A 15,835-nucleotide genomic window follows, 5' to 3' on the forward strand; every position below is an offset into this window, starting at 1 on the left:
GGCCGGAATGCGTGAAGCCTTGTCCGAAAATCCAGATGCTGCGGGTGTCGCACGCGACGACGTGCTGTCGGCGCTGCTGTCGACGATCCGCCTTTCGGGATCGCTGCAGTTCTGCTTCATGCCGACGGGCGACTGGCAGACCGATGCCACGCCGGCCTTAGCGAGCCTTTCGGCGAAGGCTACGGGCACGATGCCGTTTCACATCGTTGTGAAGGGCCACTGCTGGCTGAAGACGGAAGGAGAAGAGACCGATCTCGAGGCCGGCGACGTGCTGGTCTTCCCCTTCGGCACCGGCCATCAGCTCGGCGCGGGAAGAGACGGCATGCTGGTCCTGCCGACCCGCGATCTGCCGCAGAAGCCATGGCGTGAGATTCCCGTGCTGCGTTACGGCGACGAGACACAAGGCGTGCGGCTGCTCTGCGGCTATCTGCAATGGGACGGGCTGAGCTTCGCGCCGCTTCGTCAAGCGCTGCCCAAGCTGATCCATGTCAGGACACGAGCCGCCAATGACGGCGACTGGCTGCGCGCCACCATCCGCCAGATGGTCGAGGAGGTCGACAGGCCACGCGCCGGCGGCGTCTCGATGCTGCCGCGACTGACGGAAATCCTCTTCATCGAGATCTTGCGCCACCAGATCATGATGGCCGAACCGGATGCGATCGGCTGGCTGGCAGCGCTCGCCGACCCGGCGCTGTCGCGCTGCCTCTCCCTGATCCACGACGATCCCAGGCGCGACTGGTCGCTGGAGCAACTGGCGGCGGCATCGGGAATGTCGCGCAGCGCGCTGGCCGAACGCTTCCAGGCGATGCTTTCGACATCGCCGATCCGCTATATCCGGGACTGGCGGCTCTATCTCGCAAGCGTCGCACTCGCCACCTCAGGCCAGCCGATCGCGGCGATCGCCTATGACGCCGGCTACGCCACCGAAGCCGCCTTCAACCGCGCTTTCTCCCGCAGCTTCGGCACCCCCCCGGCCGCGTGGCGGGCACGAGGCTGATCTGGTTCCGATCGACACCCAGATGATCGATCAGCGCGGTTGCGGGCCTGTCAATCCGAGGGCAAGCGTAATGTCGTTGATGATCCCCAGTCGCGCTTCGATCACCGCGATTTTCTCAGGCGTATCGGCACCAAAAGCCTCGACATCGATGAACATTTGCTCGCAGCCGCCTGGCGTGACCGTGCCGAACATCTGGCCGGGTTCGTCGCCTATGTTTCGCCAGCTGTGCGGCACATGTGGTGGCAGAACGACGACGGTTCCCACAGGCGCGTCGAACGCCTCGTCGCCGCATTGGAATCGATAGAGCCCGCGGATGACCCGAAAGACTTCCGTCTCCCGCGTATGCGTGTGCGGGGCCGGACCATGACCGGGCGGCGTGAAGGTTTCCCACATCCCGAACGCGCCGCCGGTCTCGGCGGCCGTGGCATGAATGACGATCCTCGCGCCAAAGGGCGTCCTCGCCACGCGCTCCTTGCCGGGTAAAGAGACGACGGCATTCCTGAAACTCGACATATCCACCCCCCTCGATTGCAATCTTTGGACGGAGCCTGCGCCTCACCCCTGCGGCGCCGGCTCATTGAGCATCGCTTCGATGTTGTATCCGTCGGGATCGAGAACGAAGCAGGCACAATAGTTCTCTTCATATTCCGGCCGCGGGCCGGGTGCGCCATTGTCTCGGGCGCCGGCTTCGAGCGCGGCGCGATAAAACGCCTCGACCTCCGCCCTGCTTTGGACCCGGAAGGCAACGTGCAAACGCGTCAGAGGCGGCCTGTCGTCGGTGTGCTGGATCTCAAACAGGCTGCCGCCGACATCGAAGGCCCAGAACACGCCCTCCTTCCTGAAGGAGAGGCGATAACCCAAAGGTTCGAAAGCGCGTTCATAGAACAGCTTGCTCTTCTCAAGGTCACTCACTGCAATGGTGATATGATCGATCATGCCGTGCCCTCCCTATCGTTCCATCGCCCCATCCTAGTTGAATCCCGGCAGCGGAAAAACAGACAAAGCCCACTCGATATCCTGCCAACGCCGCCCGCCGTGAGCTCTTTCCGGCCGCTCGACCAGCAGCCGGTGCGTCCGCGCGGTGGTACGTTCCGACTACCGCATCGACATCAACTTTGTCATCAGCCCTGCTTTGATTTCGAGTACGGGTCGGTTGGCCTGCGGATAACCGATGTCCCTCAGCTGGTCGGGCGTCAACTCTGCCAATGCCTTCCGTCTAACGACGGCCCGCCGCCACGCCCTCAGGGCGGCGGCGATGGTTGCGACGCTGTTCGGCCCGGACCCGAACACCTGTCTTTCTGGCGCGCTGATGCCGGCATGCGTTTCCGTGTGAGTCATTTTCAGTCTCCCATTTGTGAGATTTGCAAGCGGGAGCCTGACACGCGGGCGTATTCCGGCTGTTCGGCTGAGCGTGAACGGCCTGGAAAACTTCGACACGCCGCCGCTAAATCGGTGTTAAATCTCTTTGCCGAGATGCTATTCTGCGGCGGCAGTCGAAATCTGGGGGACAATCTGTGCGCATCAGGTTGCTGGGTGGCCTCGAAGTGACTTCACCGGAGCATCGGCAGGTTCGCTTCACCACGCGCAAGACGTCGCTTCTCTTTGCTGCCCTCGTGCTCGGTGGCCCCCGCGGCCATCGCAGGGAACTGCTTTCCGAGACCTTTTGGCCGGGACGAAGCAGTGAGCAGGCCCGCAATAGTCTGCGCCAGGCGCTGGTCGATATCCGGCGATCGTTTCCGGCCGGCGAAGATGCCACCGTCTACATCGACGGGGATCAGGAGACCGTCGCGCTGATAACAGGTCCTGAAGAAACCGACATTTCGACCTTCGACGGTAAACTGGAGGCCGGCCGGACGGCCGATCTCGCCTTCGCCGCCGATCTCTACCGTGGCGAGGTGCTGGCAGGCGAGGCCATTCCAGACGAATTGGACGAGTGGTTCGGCCCGTATCGGAGCACATATCAACGCAAGGCGCTGCAACTGGTGGAGCGGCTGAGCCAAGCGCTTTCCAAGCCAGGTACCGCGGAAGAATCGGCCTGCGAAGGACTGGCCGAAAGGCTGCTAGCTGTGGACCCAACCATGGAGGCCGCCCATCGGGCGCTGATGCAGATCCACGCTCTCAGGGGTCACGAGAACGCGGCCCTGCGCCAGTACGAAGCCTGCCGGACGCTTTTGAGGAAGCATCTTCAGGCAGAACCGGAGGCAGAGACCTCCTCCCTGGCCGCTTCACTGCAATCGCGGCAGGGATCGGAACATCGGCGGACGGCGCCCGGCCTCGACGTCGCCTCGCAGCCGCAGGTCTTCCTGGCCCCGACGAAACAACAAGATCGGCCATCGGTTGCCGTGTTGCCGTTTCAGAATTTGAGCGGCGACGCGGAGCAGGAATATTTTGCTGACGGCATCGTCGAGGACATTACCATCGCACTTGCTCAATTCCGCCATCTCTATGTCATCGCCCGGAATTCGAGCTTCACCTACAAAGGTCAGGCGGTCGACATAAAGCAGGTCGGGCGCGAGCTGGACGTACGCTATGTGGTTGAAGGAAGTGTGCGCCGGACCGGTGACCGCCTGCGCATTGCCGGGCAGCTCATCGACACGTCGACCGGTACACATCTTTGGGCCGATCGTTTTGACGGAACCTTGGCGAATGTCTTCGATCTTCAGGATCAAGTCGCCTCGAGCATCGTCGGCGCCATAACGCCGAAAGTGGAGGAGGCTGAGATCGCGCGTGCCAAACGCAAGCCGACCGAGAGCCTCGACGCTTACGACTATTATCTCCGCGGCCTGGCGGCCTTCGACCGGACGGTCACCAACCGATCGGTCATCGACGAGGCCTTGCAGCTGTTCATGAAGGCGATCGAGCGTGACCCGGAATTCGCCGTAGCCCATGCCCGGGCGGCACGCTGCTATGCTACGCGAAAGAGCAACGGCTGGATGCTCCATGCCGCAGACGAGACTGCTGAAGCCACCCGGCTGGCCCGGAGAGCGGTCGAACTCGGCTGGGACGATGCGGTTGCGCTCACCTACGGCGGATATGTCATCGGTTATGTCGGCGGCGACCTCGACGACAGTGCGGCCTGCATCGATCGCGCAGTCTTTCTCAACCCGAACCTGGCCGCTGCGCTCGGCGTCAGCAGCTGGGTGAAGGCGTGCCTCGGCGAGCCCGATAAGGCCGTCGAACACGCAGCCCTTGCCATGCGCCTAAGCCCTCTGGATCCGCGCTTGTTTGCCTGGCAGTTCAACACCGGGCTCGCGCATTTTTGCGCCGGCCACTATGACGACGCGGCCTCTTGGGCGGGAAAATCGCTACGCCACCAGCCGAACTACCCAAGCGCCATGCGCGTGATGGCGGCGGGCCAGGCCATGGCCGGGCGGCTTGCGCAAGCCGGGGAAACGATTGCCCGCCTGTGCCTCATGGACCCTGCCCTTCGGCTTTCGAATCTCGCGGACGTGCTGCCACCATTCCGGCGACCGGACGATCGCAATCGATATATCGAGGCTCTCAGAATAGCGGGACTGCCGGAGTAGCTGCCGCTTCAGCGGCTTCTTCGGAACGAAGGGGGATGCCGAGCTATTACCGACCCCCTATCGGCTAACTGCGAAACAATGCTGCTTCGTGCGAAATTGCCATACTATGAATCACACGGGCGAAGTTCTCATTCTCACCGGGCCACCGGGCTCCGGAAAAACCACGACGGCCGAGGCGCTCGCCAACGAGCCCGGCTCGCCGAAGGTCCATCTTCATTCCGACGACTTCTGGCATTTCATCAAGAACGGCGTGATCCCGCCCTATCTGCCGGAAGCGCATGAACAGAATATCGTTGTCGTCGACGTGTTGACGAAGGCGGCGTCAGGCTATGCCGCCGGCGGCTACTTCGTCGTCGTCGACGGCATCGTCGGGCCGTGGTTCCTGGAACCGTTCCGGAAAATCGCGGCACCCTTCCACTACGTGGTTCTGCGCCCGCCGCTCGATGTCGCCATCCGGCGCTGCCGGGAGCGTGGCGGCGACACCCTGACCGATCCCGGCCCTATTGCGGCGCTATATCAGCAATTCTCGTCACTTGGCCCGTTCGAACAACATGTCGTCTCGACGGAGGGGCACGACAGGGAAGATACGTTGCGCACGGTGATCGAGGCTATGCGCAGCGGCACGTTTCGCCTGGCGTCATAACGCCAGCCCTCAGCTTTTGGCGCAAGCAGCAGACACTGCCCGGATCCTCTTACCCGATCCCGGTTCGCCCTCTCCGAGCGAGCCCGGAAACTCATGAGCAGACCTCATAAGTTCATGCCGATATCCCCGGCTAATCGCCTCTGGACTTTGCCCTATCTTGGGATCAAACCTGGGAAGGAGAACTTGAAATGATCAAGCAAGCTCGGCCAAAGAGGCCCTGACGTCTCGGCGATCGGCTTCGGCTGCATGGGGCAACATCATTCTCTGACGTTTGTCTTCGACGGCGGTGTCACGGCCCCGAGAAACCCGCAAAACCGCCCGCGAGAAAATGCGGGCGGCTGCATCATCGTGCGGCATCCGCCTCAAAGCACGGATGATCAGTCCTGGCCCTGCAGGCGGTCCATCACCTGGAGCAGCAGATCGGCGCAGGCCTTCATCGGTTCGTCCTCGGCGCATTTGAGATCGATCCGGGTGTTCCCATCCTCGATCCGGAAATGTGCTGCCTTGGACGGCGGTGGCGGTGGCGGGCGATGACCACGGAAACCACGGAAGCCCATGTCGCCTCTCCGACCGTGCCAGCGGTAATCGGGGCGATCTCCCGGCCGCGCATCCGGCCGGTCTGTCATCTGCTCATCGTCATCAGGAGCGGACGGAGACGGCGGCGGAGGCGGCGAGCCGGGTTCAGCCGCTGCGGGCGGAGTCCCGGCGGATGGCGGAGCCGGCAGCTGCTGGGCAAAAGCGGTGCCGGCCAGTGCGGCAAGGGCAAGGCCTGATAGGAGAAGTCGTTGCATGGAAGCGTTCCTTTCGGAGTTATGAGGCGTGTCTGTTAACACCGGAGCGCGGCTTTGGTTCACGCCCGTCACGGCCTGTGATCGAAATCTGCAAATCGTCTGTGCGGCGGACCTTTCGGCGGACGCAGCGCTTCGGTTCGTCCATCCTGACGAACGAGGTAGCTCGCATGCACGAAGCCGTCGTCCAAGCGTCCCTGGACGGCGACGGCTTCATCCTGGCTGACGAGAGCCATTGTCGCCGGAGATGAAGCCCTGCCCCATGCGCGTACTGCTCGTCGAGGATGACGAAGACCCGAGCAGCCGGATCGCCGCCGTGCTGCGATCGGAGATGGCGACTTTGACAGTGTAGTCAAGAAGGCTATGCATCGGATGATAATGAAGCTGAGACGATGAGAGTGATGAGATTGCCTTGACCAGCCGCAAGCAGTCCGCAGCCTGGCAACAGCGAATCCAAAATTGTGCTCGGAAATGAAAGAATGCGTCTATCTCTATCCTGGGCCGACCGCTGACGTCCGCGTCAGCAAGGTGGGCGAACACTTCTATATTTTGAATGAAAGCATCATTGACGCATTTCCCTAGCGATCTCGTAGGGATGGATGCACGATCCGCCTGTCGCACCGGCGCGGACTGGACAGCCGGCGCGATCGATAGTGGCTTCCGGGAAATCGCCGCGATCAACGGTCGTTGATTCGCGATCACCTGTCGTTGATCGTGGGAAGGTGCGTTTCGACCTCTACGCGGCGCCGCTCATCCAGCGGCTCAATGTTCTTCTGCCAGAAAGCCTCGGCCTCCGGCGTGTCATCCTCCCAGTGGCGGATCTTGACGATATTGTCATCAATCTTGGCCAGCCGTTTGCCGCCAAGCCGCAGATATTCATCCGCCAGTTCTTTCGATCGGGTCGTTTGCATGTCGTGCTCCTCCATAGGTGAACTGAAAGACCGATCGTCATTGCCGGATAGGCCGGCTCTCCCGCGATCGGCGTCCCTGTTATCGGCGCTTCCGCGCGTCTTCCAGTTAAACAGCACGGGTGCGATCCTGGTTCCAATTCATGGGCCGAAACCGGTCCGCGCATTCAGCTGAAGGAGTGGCCGCCACGGCGCCCTCCCTCAAACCAGCACCAACCCCCGTCCCGATCATGATCGCTCCCGCCGAGACGTCTTTCGCCTCGCCTATGCCTTGTTGCTCGCGTATCCTGACGCTCGATTCGCCGTCCGCAAACGAGGGTGGGCATGAACGAAGCATCAAAGGAGAGCGCGATGACGGACGCCAAGGGCGGCATTTCTGGACTACGGCCGCATATTACAGTCATCGGCGTCGGCGGCGGTGGTGGCAATGCGATCAACAATATGATCGCGGAAAAGCTGGCGGGCGTCGAATTCGTCGCCGCAAACACGGATGCTCAGGTGCTCGCCACCTCCAAGGCGACGCGCCGCATCCAGCTTGGCGCGAATGTGACGGAAGGTCTCGGCGCCGGTTCGCTGCCTGAGGTCGGCCATGCGGCTGCCGAAGAGTCGCTCGATGAGATCATGGATCACCTGGCCGGCTCGCACATGTGCTTCGTCACCGCCGGCATGGGCGGTGGAACGGGCACGGGTGCTGCACCTGTCATCGCCCGCGCTGCGCGTGCCGCCGGCATCCTGACGGTCGGCGTCGTCACCAAGCCCTTTACCTTCGAAGGCAACCGCCGCATGCGGATGGCGGAAATCGGCATCGAGGCGCTTCGCCAGGCGGCCGATACGGTCATCGTCATTCCCAATCAGAACCTTTTCCGCATCGCCGATGCAAAAACCACCTTCGCCGATGCCTTCATGACGGCCGACCGCGTGCTCTATGCCGGTGTCGGCTGCATTACCGACCTGATCGTCAAGGAAGGCCTGATCAACCTCGATTTCGCCGACGTGAAGTCGGTCATGTCAGGCATGGGCCGTGCGATGATGGGCACTGGCGAAGCCTCCGGTGAGAGCCGCGCGATGAAAGCGGCGGAAGCGGCGATTGCCAACCCGCTTCTCGACGATATCTCGATGCGGGGCGCCAGGGGCGTGCTGATCTCGATCTCCGGCGGTTCGGATATGACGCTGTTCGAAGTGGACGAGGCGGCAAGCCGCATTCGTGACGAAGTGCAGGAAGACGCCGATATTGTCGTCGGCGCGATCTTCGACCGCAGCCTCGATGGCAAGTTCCGCGTCTCGGTCGTGGCGACCGGCCTGGAAGGCAGCCCCCTGCCCGCATCCGCGCCTCACGCCGCCGAGCAGGTTCAGACGCGCACGCTGCAATAGCGCGGCTGCAATATTCTGCTGATTTTCGTTTCCGAGGCTCCGGCCGATTAAACGCCCCGCCGTGAAGAGAACGGGCGGGGCGGCGTCGGCATTCGGGCGGTCAAGGCCCATTAGAGCGCCGTGCGTCCTTTCGAACGCACAAAGGACGCTCTAACTCTTTCGATCCTCGCATCGTGCTTTCCGAAAACCGATTCCGATTTTCGGGCCGATGCGCTAGACGAACAGACTGTCCGAGATGTTGTGCACCACGGCGATTTCGTCGGTCATGCTGTTGGTGATGTAGAGATTATCCGCCGCTGAGTCATAGACCACGTTGGTGGTGGAGTCGTCTCCCGGTATGGCGATGTTGACATCGACCGTTGTCTTGACCCCGGTCGCAAAGTCGAATGCCGTGCCAATATGCTCGCTGTTGGAGGAATCGCCGAAGAAGAACGCGCCGTTGACGGCAAAGCCGTATCCGAGCCCGCCGGCCGAAAAGGTCTTGGATTCGATCGGGTTCAGCGTGTCGGGATCGATCTTGGAGACTTGCCAGGTGGCATCATCGATGCGGCCGACGACGTAAATGCCGGTCGAATCCTGCATCGTATTGACGGCCGTGAATCCGCCCCAGTCGAACGTACCCGCCCCGTTCTTGCCGACAAGGCCGTGGATCGGGTCGCCCTTCTGATCAAGCGATCCGTCGGCGGCATCCCACTTTGCGACATAGGTCTGATCGGGCAAAGGGTCCTCCTCGCCTCTCGCCTCGTTGGTTCTTCCGATGATCTCGCCGCCGCGAACCGAAAAATAGGTTCCGCCGATGTCATATTCGCCCTTGTCATAGTCGCCGAGAGAGATGGCGCCGCTGGCGTTGCCGGCCTCGAATGCCGAGGCGTTGTCGTAAATGCTCACCATGGAATCGTCTGGGAAACCATTGCCGGAGCTGACGTAATACTTGCCCGTTAGCGGATCGACCGCGACCCCCTGGAGTTCGTAATGGTCCAGGAAGGGGCGCACCACATCCGCCTGGACCTCGACATGATTGGTGTTCAACGACTTCCCGTCCGTCACGCCGTCAACGGTCAGGGTGATCACGCCGGCATCGGCGTGACCGGCGCCGTCGGAGACCTTGTAATATTGGAGTTTCTCCGTGACGTGCTCACCGTCGTTGAGGCCCGCCTTCACGGCCGGATCGAGATCGTAGGTGAAGCTTCCATCGCCTGCGAAATGGAAGGTGCCGAATTCACCCGCCACGTCGGTCGTCTGCCCTTGCCCCTGACCGGCAGGAATGCTCGTGCCCTCGACCGAACGCAGGAAGAGCGTGCCCGCCTCTCCCGCGTGATCATTGGCAAGCACGTTGCGCGCCATCTCGCTTCCTTCGCGGAAGGAGAAGGCGTCGTCGACCGCCACCGGCGGGCTCGTGACCCCGTGAATGTCGAGCGTGAAATGGCCGACATCGGTGTTGCCGGAGCCGTCGGAAATCTTGTAGCCGATCGTCTCCGTCAGCGTCATTCCCTCAACGAAGCCCGCCTTGGCGGCCTCGTTCAGCGTATAGGTGTAAGAGCCGTCGGCCCTGACGTGGAACGTGCCGTATTCACCCTCGATATCGGTGATCGCACCATCCTTCTTGGCAAGCACCCTCTCGCCGTCGAAGAAGTTGAGAAACATGTTGCCGGAGCCCCCGGCCAGATCATTTTCCAGCAGATTGCCTGAGATCACCTCATTCTCGGAAGCGCTGCTGACATCGTCGACCGCCACAGGTTTTCCAAACACTGTCATTGGATATCTCCTTCAAGATCCATTCGCCTTGGTCCATCGGAAAGAAAGCAGCCGAGACCGGGCAGGTCAATGAATTTTCTAGTAGGAGTAGTATTTTAGCTTTTCACAGCTTTGTCATGCGTGGAGCTTTTGCCCACAGGCTGCACACCTAAGCATTAGGGGACGGCAGAGGATGAAATAGGACAATTTCTAAAGAGGTTCAAAGATATCAAAGCCACCGCAGTGCCCTTCAATGCCCAGCCCCGCCGCTACTGCTCGGGAAACTTCTCATAGTCGCAGATCCCGGTGAAATAGAAGGTTTGCCCTTCAAATTCAGACTTTGAGAGGCCGAATTCGACAACGCTCATTTTCTTGTCGGGATAGATATAGGCCGCCCCGATGAACTCCCCGAGTCTGCCGCAGTCTCCGGTGCCGAAACCCGTGTAAATCGGCACTGTTTTACCTTTGAAGGTCCCCTTCAGCACCCTCTCGATTTCAAACTCACCGCTCGTTATCCGGTACTTCACGCCTCGCTCTCGGATCCGGCATATCGACGCCAATTGTCACCGATTTCATGCGGCCCCTTACGACCAGATCGGAACTGGCAAACTTCTCCTTATCGGACATTTCTTTGCAACTGCAGGCGGATGCCGCCGAAGCCGATAACACCATCAGGACCGACACGGCGACCAAGACCGCGGCACGATATTAATTCATTGAAATCCCCATCCGCGCGGCTCAAATCTTGCGCGCGTCGATTCACAGCATGCAGATTTGTCCGGATTGAGGCGACGTCGTAACCTCATTGACAATCGGATAATCAGAACTTACCTCTCGCTTTGATTGAGGAAAACATCATGCCTGAGCAGGGCGAGCCAAGAAGCTCCACTGCAACAGAGCGATAACGCAACCAAACTGCCCTTCACACACCCGCTCAGCTCACGCCCACCAACCCCTCGATCTTCGCCGCATCCTCCGCCGTTGCCGGGTTGTACACCACCATGCTGAGATCGGGCCGGCCGTCCACCTGGAAGGCGGAATATTCGAAGGAGAGCAGGCCGAGCACGGGATGTTTTATGTGTTTGGCGCCCTCGCCGTGGGTACGGACGTCGTTGTCGCGCCACATGGCGAGGAATTCCGGACTCTTGTGGCACAGTTCGTCGATCAGCGGCTCCACTTCGGCGGCCGCGCCCGCGCGCGCCGCATCCACCCGGAAGGCGGCGACGACGAAGCGGGCCACACTTTCCCAGTCGTATTGGGCGGCGCGCACGCGCGGATCGAGAAAAATGAAGCGCAGCACGTTGCGCTCTTCCGGCGGCAGGGCGCCGTAATCGGTGAGCAGCACGGTCGCCGCCCGGTTCCAGCCGACCACGTCCCAGATCGCGGTGCGGATCAGCGCTGGGCTCGGGTCCAGCGCGTCGAGCACGCCCTGCAATCGCGGCGTGATGCCCTCCTCCTTGCGGTAGCGCACCTCGGGCGGCCGGCCGAGGCCGATGAGGAAGAGGTGCTCGCGCTCGATATCGGTCAGCATCAGGGCGCGGGCGATCCGGTCTAGCACGTCGGCCGATGGCGCGCCGCCGCGGCCCTGCTCCAGCCAGGTGTACCAGGTCGGGCTGATACTGGCGCGGCTCGCCACCTCCTCGCGGCGAAGCCCGGGCGTGCGGCGGCGCTCAGCCGCAAAGCCGAGGGCGGCGGGATCGAGCCTGGTGCGACGGTCCTTGAGATAGGCGCCTAGCCGATTGTCCGAGGTGGTGAATGCGCTCATCCTGTTAGCTTTTATACCATGATAAGATCACTCCTTTACCATGATAGCAGCCCGTCCGATATCTGTCGCCTCAAATCAGGAGACATCGACATGCGCGTATTCGTCACTGGAGCGACCGGCTGGGTCGGCTCGGCCGTCGTCAATGAATTGATCGCCGGCGGCCACCAGGTGCTTGGTCTTGCCCGCTCGGACAAGGGAGCGGCCGAACTGGCGGCATCGGGCGCAGAAGTCCAGCGCGGCACGCTCGACGACCTGGAGGGTCTGCAACGCGGCGCGGTCGGGGCGGACGGCGTCATCCACACGGCCTTCAATCATGATTTCTCGAAATTCGCCGAAAACTGCGCCGCCGACCGGCGCGCCATCGAAGCGCTCGGCGAAGCGCTGCGCGGTTCCAGCCGTCCGCTGCTGGTGACGGCAGGCCTCGGCCACGCGCCGGGCCGCATCGGCACCGAGAAGGACCCGCCGATGCCTTCGACCGAAACCTATCCCCGTGCCTCCGAAATCACCGCAGTATCGCTTGTCGCCCGCGGCGTGCGCGCCTCCACCGTCCGGCTCCCGCCCTCGGTGCACGGCCACGGCGACCACGGCTTCGTGCCGATCCTGATCGATACCGCCCGGCGGAAGGGCGTCTCCGCCTATATTGACGACGGGGCCAATCGCTGGCCGGCCGTGCACAGGCTCGATGCCGCCCGCGTCTATCGCCTGGCGCTGGAGCGCGGCGCTGTCGGCGGTCCGTTCCTGGCGGTGGCGGAAGAAGGTGTGGTATTCCGGGAGATCGCCGAGCTCATCGCCCAGCGGCTCAACGTGCCGACCGTCTCGCTGTCGCGGGAAGAGGCGGCAGAGCATTTCGGCTGGTTCGGAATGTTTGCAGGTTTCGACGTGCCGACATCAAGCGCCCACACCCGCGCCCTCCTCGGCTGGCAGCCGGCAGAGCCCGGCCTGCTCGCCGATATCGACCACCCGGCTTATTTTGGTGGGTAGCCTTGTCTTGGTCACCAGCCCAAGAGAGCCATCCTTGAGGCCCCCCCTCGAAGGACGAGGCGGGCGCGCCGACATCAGCATGCCGCAAGTCGGGAGCACTCAGCGCATGCGCCCCTCGTTCATATCGGCGGGATCGTAGTTGATGTCCCAGTCCTTCCCCGCCTTCTTGCCCGGCGGGTTCTTGTTCACCGTGGCATCCTCCGAGCCGGTGATCACGGTCGGCTTGGCGCTGGCAACACCAGTGCTCTTCCTATCGGCCTGGGATTTGGCGAACTGGCCGGCGGCGTCCTTTTTCGGATTGCCCATGTCACTCGCCTTTCTGCTTCAGCGCGTCGGAGATGTCGTTCATCTCGGGGTCGCTATTGTTCTCGCCGTTGGCATCGCGGTTTTTGTCCGGATCGTCCTTGGGTTTGAGATAGCCGCGCGGGGTGTTTTCCTTCGGCCCTTCCCAGCGGGGGGATTGATCGGTGGTGCCGGGTGCACCGTCCTTGGGGGTCGTCATGCCCATCTTCGTTTCTCCTTGTTGAGAAGGGAAAACCGGAAAGATCGCCAAGTGTTCCCGCCATTACCGGATCGAGGCAAGCGTGACGCAGCGGCGGCAGCGATGACGGCGAGGAATCTCATAGTGGAGGAACGGCGGCCGGACGAAGGGTTCCCGGAAAATATGGAACAGTGTCGCCCGTGATCGGTTGTCGAGAGGTCGTGAACCTCGAAAGGGAGCCGAAAATGAGCAAGACCAACGTCCGTGAACTTCAGAAACGCGCCGAACGGCAGGTCAAGAACACCAGCGCCGGTGGCCATCTCGGCGGCACATATTTCGGGCAGCAACCGGACGGAAAAACCGCCTCGTCGACCAACAACGACAGCGCCAAGGCGCGGCCGAACGACGGAAGCAAATAAGCGCCGCAGGCGCGCCTCATTTTCTCCAAGCATTAAACTTCCTTTGCGCCCAGAAACCTGGGCGCATGACATCGTGAAAGGGAAATGCCCCCATGATCAAGGGCACATGAGCGACAGGAGCGCGTGCTTGGAAGCTGCTTTGCCTCCGGGATTGCGCAAAACAGAAGACAAACTTTGCGTGACTGGGAGAAAAACGGAAATACTCCGGTCGAAGGAGTCGCCTTGGGCGACCGCATTGCAGATGGGAGATTTCGGTGAGCCGCGCAATGGAAGTCACCCGCATCGGGTTCGTCTTATTCCCTGACCTGACCCAGCTGGATCTCACCGGGCCGTGGGAGGTTCTGACGCGCCTGCCCGGCGCCGATTGCCAACTCCTCAGTCATGAGCTCCGGCCTGTCAAAAGTGCGAGCGGCCTCAGTATCCTTCCCACCCTGACCTATGTGGATTGTCCTCAGCTTGACATCATCGTCGTGCCAGGCGGACCGGGACATGTGGATGCCATGCAGGATCCAGGTCTCCTGGAGTTCCTGCGGCAGCAGGCGCCGCAATGCAGGTTCCTGACCGCCGTCTGCACCGGTACCCTGGTGCTTGCGGCAGCAGGCTTGCTGATCGGATACAGGGCCACAACTCATTGGGCCTCGGTCCACCGGCTGCCGGTTTTTGGTGCGCTCGCCGCGGAAGACAGGGTGGTCCTGGACAGAAACCGGCTGACGGGCGGCGGCGTTACCGCTGGTATCGATTTCGGCTTTCGCCTCCTGGCCGAGCTTGGCGGCGTTGATCTGGCCAAGGAAGTCCAGCTGCAGATGGAATATGCACCAGAGCCTCCCTTCGCAGGGCATCCGAGCACCGCCGACGCCGAGACGGTCAAAGTGCTGAAAGAACGAGGCTTGACGTTCTTTTCCGAGATCGCGCCTATCGATGCAAGCCTCGCCTCTCGAATCCGCTGACCGCCGAGCGTCTTCGGTGTGATCGGGGCGAAGCGGTCACAGCCTTGCCACTCCCAAAGCTGCAAAAGCCAGGGCTATTCCGGAAGCCAGCGCCCTCGCCTGGTTCCAGACCTGCCATCGCGGCGAATAGTCCCGCCAGATCTCCCGCGCCGCCGCGATGTCACCAGGGACGGTAGTGGCGGCCAGTGCCTCGTTCATCGGTACGTTCACCGTGAATGTGAGCATCAGCCCGAAAACCAGATAGACGGCCGCCGCCGCGCCGAACCAGAAAGCCGCCGCTCCGCGGCCGCTAAAATGCGCGGCTGCAGCAGTCAGCCCGAGAATAACGGGCGTCAGGAAGAAGGCCGGGAAAAACACCGCGTTGCGGACCGAGGCATTCATCGCCTGCATGGCCGCGATCGCAACCCGCGGATCGGCTCGGTCGAGCCCCCACATCGTCGAACAGACCCAGGCGTAGAAGAAGCCGAAGATCGCCCCTGAGAAGACGACCGATGTTACCGACAGTCCCAGAACCGTGCTGCGCATCGCTTTTCTTCCAAATCCGTACAATCTTATACGCCTTTACTTAGGCGTATAAGATTGTACGGTTACCGTCAAGACGATGCGAGTGGCCGGAATGCGGGAAGACACGAAGACCAGGCGTCAAGCCGAGATCGAGACGGCGGCCTACGAGCTTCTGAAGGAAAGAGGCTATCGCAGCACGTCGATGCTCGACATCGCCAAGGCGGCGAAAGCCTCCAATGAAACACTCTATCGCTGGTACGGCGACAAGAATGGCCTGTTCAAGACGATGGTCGAAAGCAATGCCGGGGCGACGAAAGCGGCCCTCGATGCGGCGATAAGGGGCGACGTGGATCCCCTGGAAACCCTCGCGCATGTCGCGCCGATCCTGCTTTCGATGCTGCTCGGCGACAAGGCAATCTCCCTGAACCGGGCCGCCGCCGCCGACGAAAGCGGCGAACTGGGAGCGACGATCGCCGCCGCCGGCCGCGATAGCGTCTTTCCGCTGATCGAGAAGCTGATCGGCCGCGGCCTTGAAACGGCAGCGCTGGCGGCGCCATCGGCAGGTGTGGCGGCCGAATGGTTTCTGAGCCTGCTCATCGGCGATCTGCAGATCAGGCGGGTGAACCGCACGCTGCCGGAACCGTCGGACGAGAATATCCGCGCGCGAGCAGCCGCCGCCATGAGCGCATTCAGAAGGCTCTGCGGCGCATAGAGCAATCCCGGCAAAGTACTGCGTCGATCGATGCTGCCGCTATTGATCGTCGACGCCT

At 62.0% G+C, this 15,835-nt stretch carries 19 protein-coding genes and 1 pseudogene; 9 read left to right on the plus strand and 11 right to left on the minus strand.

Going from position 1 to position 15,835, the window contains the following annotated elements; genetic code table 11:
• Nucleotides 1-7: 7 nt before the first annotated feature.
• Nucleotides 8-997 carry an AraC family transcriptional regulator gene (locus G9X68_RS14635; protein WP_171603075.1) on the plus strand — a complete coding sequence of 330 codons (990 nt, stop codon included), beginning with the start codon at nucleotides 8-10 and terminating at the stop codon, nucleotides 995-997.
• A 30-nt stretch (nucleotides 998-1,027) separates the two neighbouring features.
• On the opposite strand, the gene G9X68_RS14640 is transcribed toward G9X68_RS14635, so the two are convergent.
• The 3 genes from G9X68_RS14640 to G9X68_RS14650 all read right to left on the minus strand — a co-directional run bounded on the left by G9X68_RS14640 (nucleotide 1,028) and on the right by G9X68_RS14650 (nucleotide 2,335).
• Nucleotides 1,028-1,510: a cupin domain-containing protein gene (locus G9X68_RS14640; RefSeq protein ID WP_171602962.1), complete on the minus strand. Its 483-nt coding sequence runs from the start codon at nucleotides 1,508-1,510 to the stop codon at nucleotides 1,028-1,030.
• Between the two features lie 42 nt (nucleotides 1,511-1,552).
• Nucleotides 1,553-1,933 (minus strand): VOC family protein, encoded by a 381-nt coding sequence (locus G9X68_RS14645; RefSeq protein WP_171602963.1) that lies wholly within the window; start codon nucleotides 1,931-1,933, stop codon nucleotides 1,553-1,555.
• 159 nt (nucleotides 1,934-2,092) lie between these two features.
• The gene (locus G9X68_RS14650; protein ID WP_171602964.1) at nucleotides 2,093-2,335 is read right to left on the minus strand and encodes a YjiS-like domain-containing protein; all 243 of its coding nucleotides are present in this window, start codon (nucleotides 2,333-2,335) and stop codon (nucleotides 2,093-2,095) included.
• A gap of 176 nt (nucleotides 2,336-2,511) precedes the next feature.
• Here G9X68_RS14650 and G9X68_RS14655 point away from each other — a divergent pair, with 176 nt between their 5' ends.
• Both G9X68_RS14655 and G9X68_RS14660 read left to right on the plus strand, forming a co-directional pair.
• Nucleotides 2,512-4,524: a BTAD domain-containing putative transcriptional regulator gene (locus tag G9X68_RS14655; RefSeq protein ID WP_171602965.1), complete on the plus strand. Its 2,013-nt coding sequence runs from the start codon at nucleotides 2,512-2,514 to the stop codon at nucleotides 4,522-4,524.
• A gap of 106 nt (nucleotides 4,525-4,630) precedes the next feature.
• A complete protein-coding gene (locus G9X68_RS14660) occupies nucleotides 4,631-5,167 on the plus strand; it encodes an ATP-binding protein (RefSeq protein WP_171602966.1) in 537 nt (178 codons plus the stop codon).
• 377 nt (nucleotides 5,168-5,544) lie between these two features.
• Here the strand turns inward: G9X68_RS14660 and G9X68_RS14665 are convergent, their stop codons facing one another.
• Nucleotides 5,545-5,958 (minus strand): hypothetical protein, encoded by a 414-nt coding sequence (locus G9X68_RS14665; RefSeq protein ID WP_171602967.1) that lies wholly within the window; start codon nucleotides 5,956-5,958, stop codon nucleotides 5,545-5,547.
• Between the two features lie 259 nt (nucleotides 5,959-6,217).
• Between G9X68_RS14665 and G9X68_RS14670 the strand changes: the two are divergent.
• Nucleotides 6,218-6,286 (plus strand): annotated as a pseudogene (locus G9X68_RS14670) (DNA-binding response regulator); the annotation flags it as partial.
• Nucleotides 6,287-6,653: 367 nt separating this feature from the next.
• On the opposite strand, the gene G9X68_RS14675 reads toward G9X68_RS14670, so the two are convergent.
• The gene (locus tag G9X68_RS14675) at nucleotides 6,654-6,866 is read right to left on the minus strand and encodes a hypothetical protein (protein ID WP_168312616.1); all 213 of its coding nucleotides are present in this window, start codon (nucleotides 6,864-6,866) and stop codon (nucleotides 6,654-6,656) included.
• A gap of 348 nt (nucleotides 6,867-7,214) precedes the next feature.
• On the opposite strand from G9X68_RS14675, the gene ftsZ reads away from it, so the two are divergent.
• Nucleotides 7,215-8,234 (plus strand): cell division protein FtsZ, encoded by a 1,020-nt coding sequence (ftsZ, locus tag G9X68_RS14680; RefSeq protein WP_011652582.1) that lies wholly within the window; start codon nucleotides 7,215-7,217, stop codon nucleotides 8,232-8,234.
• 213 nt (nucleotides 8,235-8,447) lie between these two features.
• Here the strand turns inward: ftsZ and G9X68_RS14685 are convergent, their stop codons facing one another.
• The 3 genes from G9X68_RS14685 to G9X68_RS14695 all read right to left on the minus strand — a co-directional run bounded on the left by G9X68_RS14685 (nucleotide 8,448) and on the right by G9X68_RS14695 (nucleotide 11,733).
• Nucleotides 8,448-9,989 carry an Ig-like domain-containing protein gene (locus tag G9X68_RS14685; protein ID WP_171602968.1) on the minus strand — a complete coding sequence of 514 codons (1,542 nt, stop codon included), beginning with the start codon at nucleotides 9,987-9,989 and terminating at the stop codon, nucleotides 8,448-8,450.
• A 248-nt stretch (nucleotides 9,990-10,237) separates the two neighbouring features.
• A complete protein-coding gene (locus G9X68_RS14690) occupies nucleotides 10,238-10,495 on the minus strand; it encodes a hypothetical protein (RefSeq protein WP_240602963.1) in 258 nt (85 codons plus the stop codon).
• A gap of 407 nt (nucleotides 10,496-10,902) precedes the next feature.
• A complete protein-coding gene (locus G9X68_RS14695) occupies nucleotides 10,903-11,733 on the minus strand; it encodes a helix-turn-helix transcriptional regulator (RefSeq protein ID WP_171602969.1) in 831 nt (276 codons plus the stop codon).
• A gap of 90 nt (nucleotides 11,734-11,823) precedes the next feature.
• Between G9X68_RS14695 and G9X68_RS14700 the strand changes: the two genes are divergently transcribed.
• Nucleotides 11,824-12,714 carry an SDR family oxidoreductase gene (locus tag G9X68_RS14700; RefSeq protein WP_171602970.1) on the plus strand — a complete coding sequence of 297 codons (891 nt, stop codon included), beginning with the start codon at nucleotides 11,824-11,826 and terminating at the stop codon, nucleotides 12,712-12,714.
• A 99-nt stretch (nucleotides 12,715-12,813) separates the two neighbouring features.
• On the opposite strand, the gene G9X68_RS14705 is transcribed toward G9X68_RS14700, so the two are convergent.
• Both G9X68_RS14705 and G9X68_RS14710 read right to left on the minus strand, forming a co-directional pair.
• Nucleotides 12,814-13,020: a hypothetical protein gene (locus tag G9X68_RS14705; RefSeq protein WP_129420129.1), complete on the minus strand. Its 207-nt coding sequence runs from the start codon at nucleotides 13,018-13,020 to the stop codon at nucleotides 12,814-12,816.
• Nucleotide 13,021: 1 nt separating this feature from the next.
• Nucleotides 13,022-13,222 carry a hypothetical protein gene (locus G9X68_RS14710; protein WP_168312621.1) on the minus strand — a complete coding sequence of 67 codons (201 nt, stop codon included), beginning with the start codon at nucleotides 13,220-13,222 and terminating at the stop codon, nucleotides 13,022-13,024.
• 218 nt (nucleotides 13,223-13,440) lie between these two features.
• Between G9X68_RS14710 and G9X68_RS14715 the strand changes: the two genes are divergently transcribed.
• Nucleotides 13,441-13,614, plus strand: coding sequence for a hypothetical protein (locus G9X68_RS14715; protein WP_003540992.1), 174 nt, complete (start codon nucleotides 13,441-13,443; stop codon nucleotides 13,612-13,614).
• A 254-nt stretch (nucleotides 13,615-13,868) separates the two neighbouring features.
• Nucleotides 13,869-14,561 (plus strand): DJ-1/PfpI family protein, encoded by a 693-nt coding sequence (locus tag G9X68_RS14720; RefSeq protein WP_342355327.1) that lies wholly within the window; start codon nucleotides 13,869-13,871, stop codon nucleotides 14,559-14,561.
• 36 nt (nucleotides 14,562-14,597) lie between these two features.
• Here the strand turns inward: G9X68_RS14720 and G9X68_RS14725 are convergent, their stop codons facing one another.
• Nucleotides 14,598-15,086: an anthrone oxygenase family protein gene (locus G9X68_RS14725; RefSeq protein ID WP_171602971.1), complete on the minus strand. Its 489-nt coding sequence runs from the start codon at nucleotides 15,084-15,086 to the stop codon at nucleotides 14,598-14,600.
• A 91-nt stretch (nucleotides 15,087-15,177) separates the two neighbouring features.
• Here G9X68_RS14725 and G9X68_RS14730 point away from each other — a divergent pair, with 91 nt between their 5' ends.
• Complete coding sequence (locus tag G9X68_RS14730; protein WP_171602972.1) at nucleotides 15,178-15,777, plus strand: TetR/AcrR family transcriptional regulator; 600 nt, start codon at nucleotides 15,178-15,180, stop codon at nucleotides 15,775-15,777.
• Nucleotides 15,778-15,835: the final 58 nt, after the last annotated feature.

It is taken from the genome of Rhizobium changzhiense, assembly GCF_013087625.1.
Lineage (GTDB): Bacteria > Pseudomonadota > Alphaproteobacteria > Rhizobiales > Rhizobiaceae > Rhizobium > Rhizobium sophorae.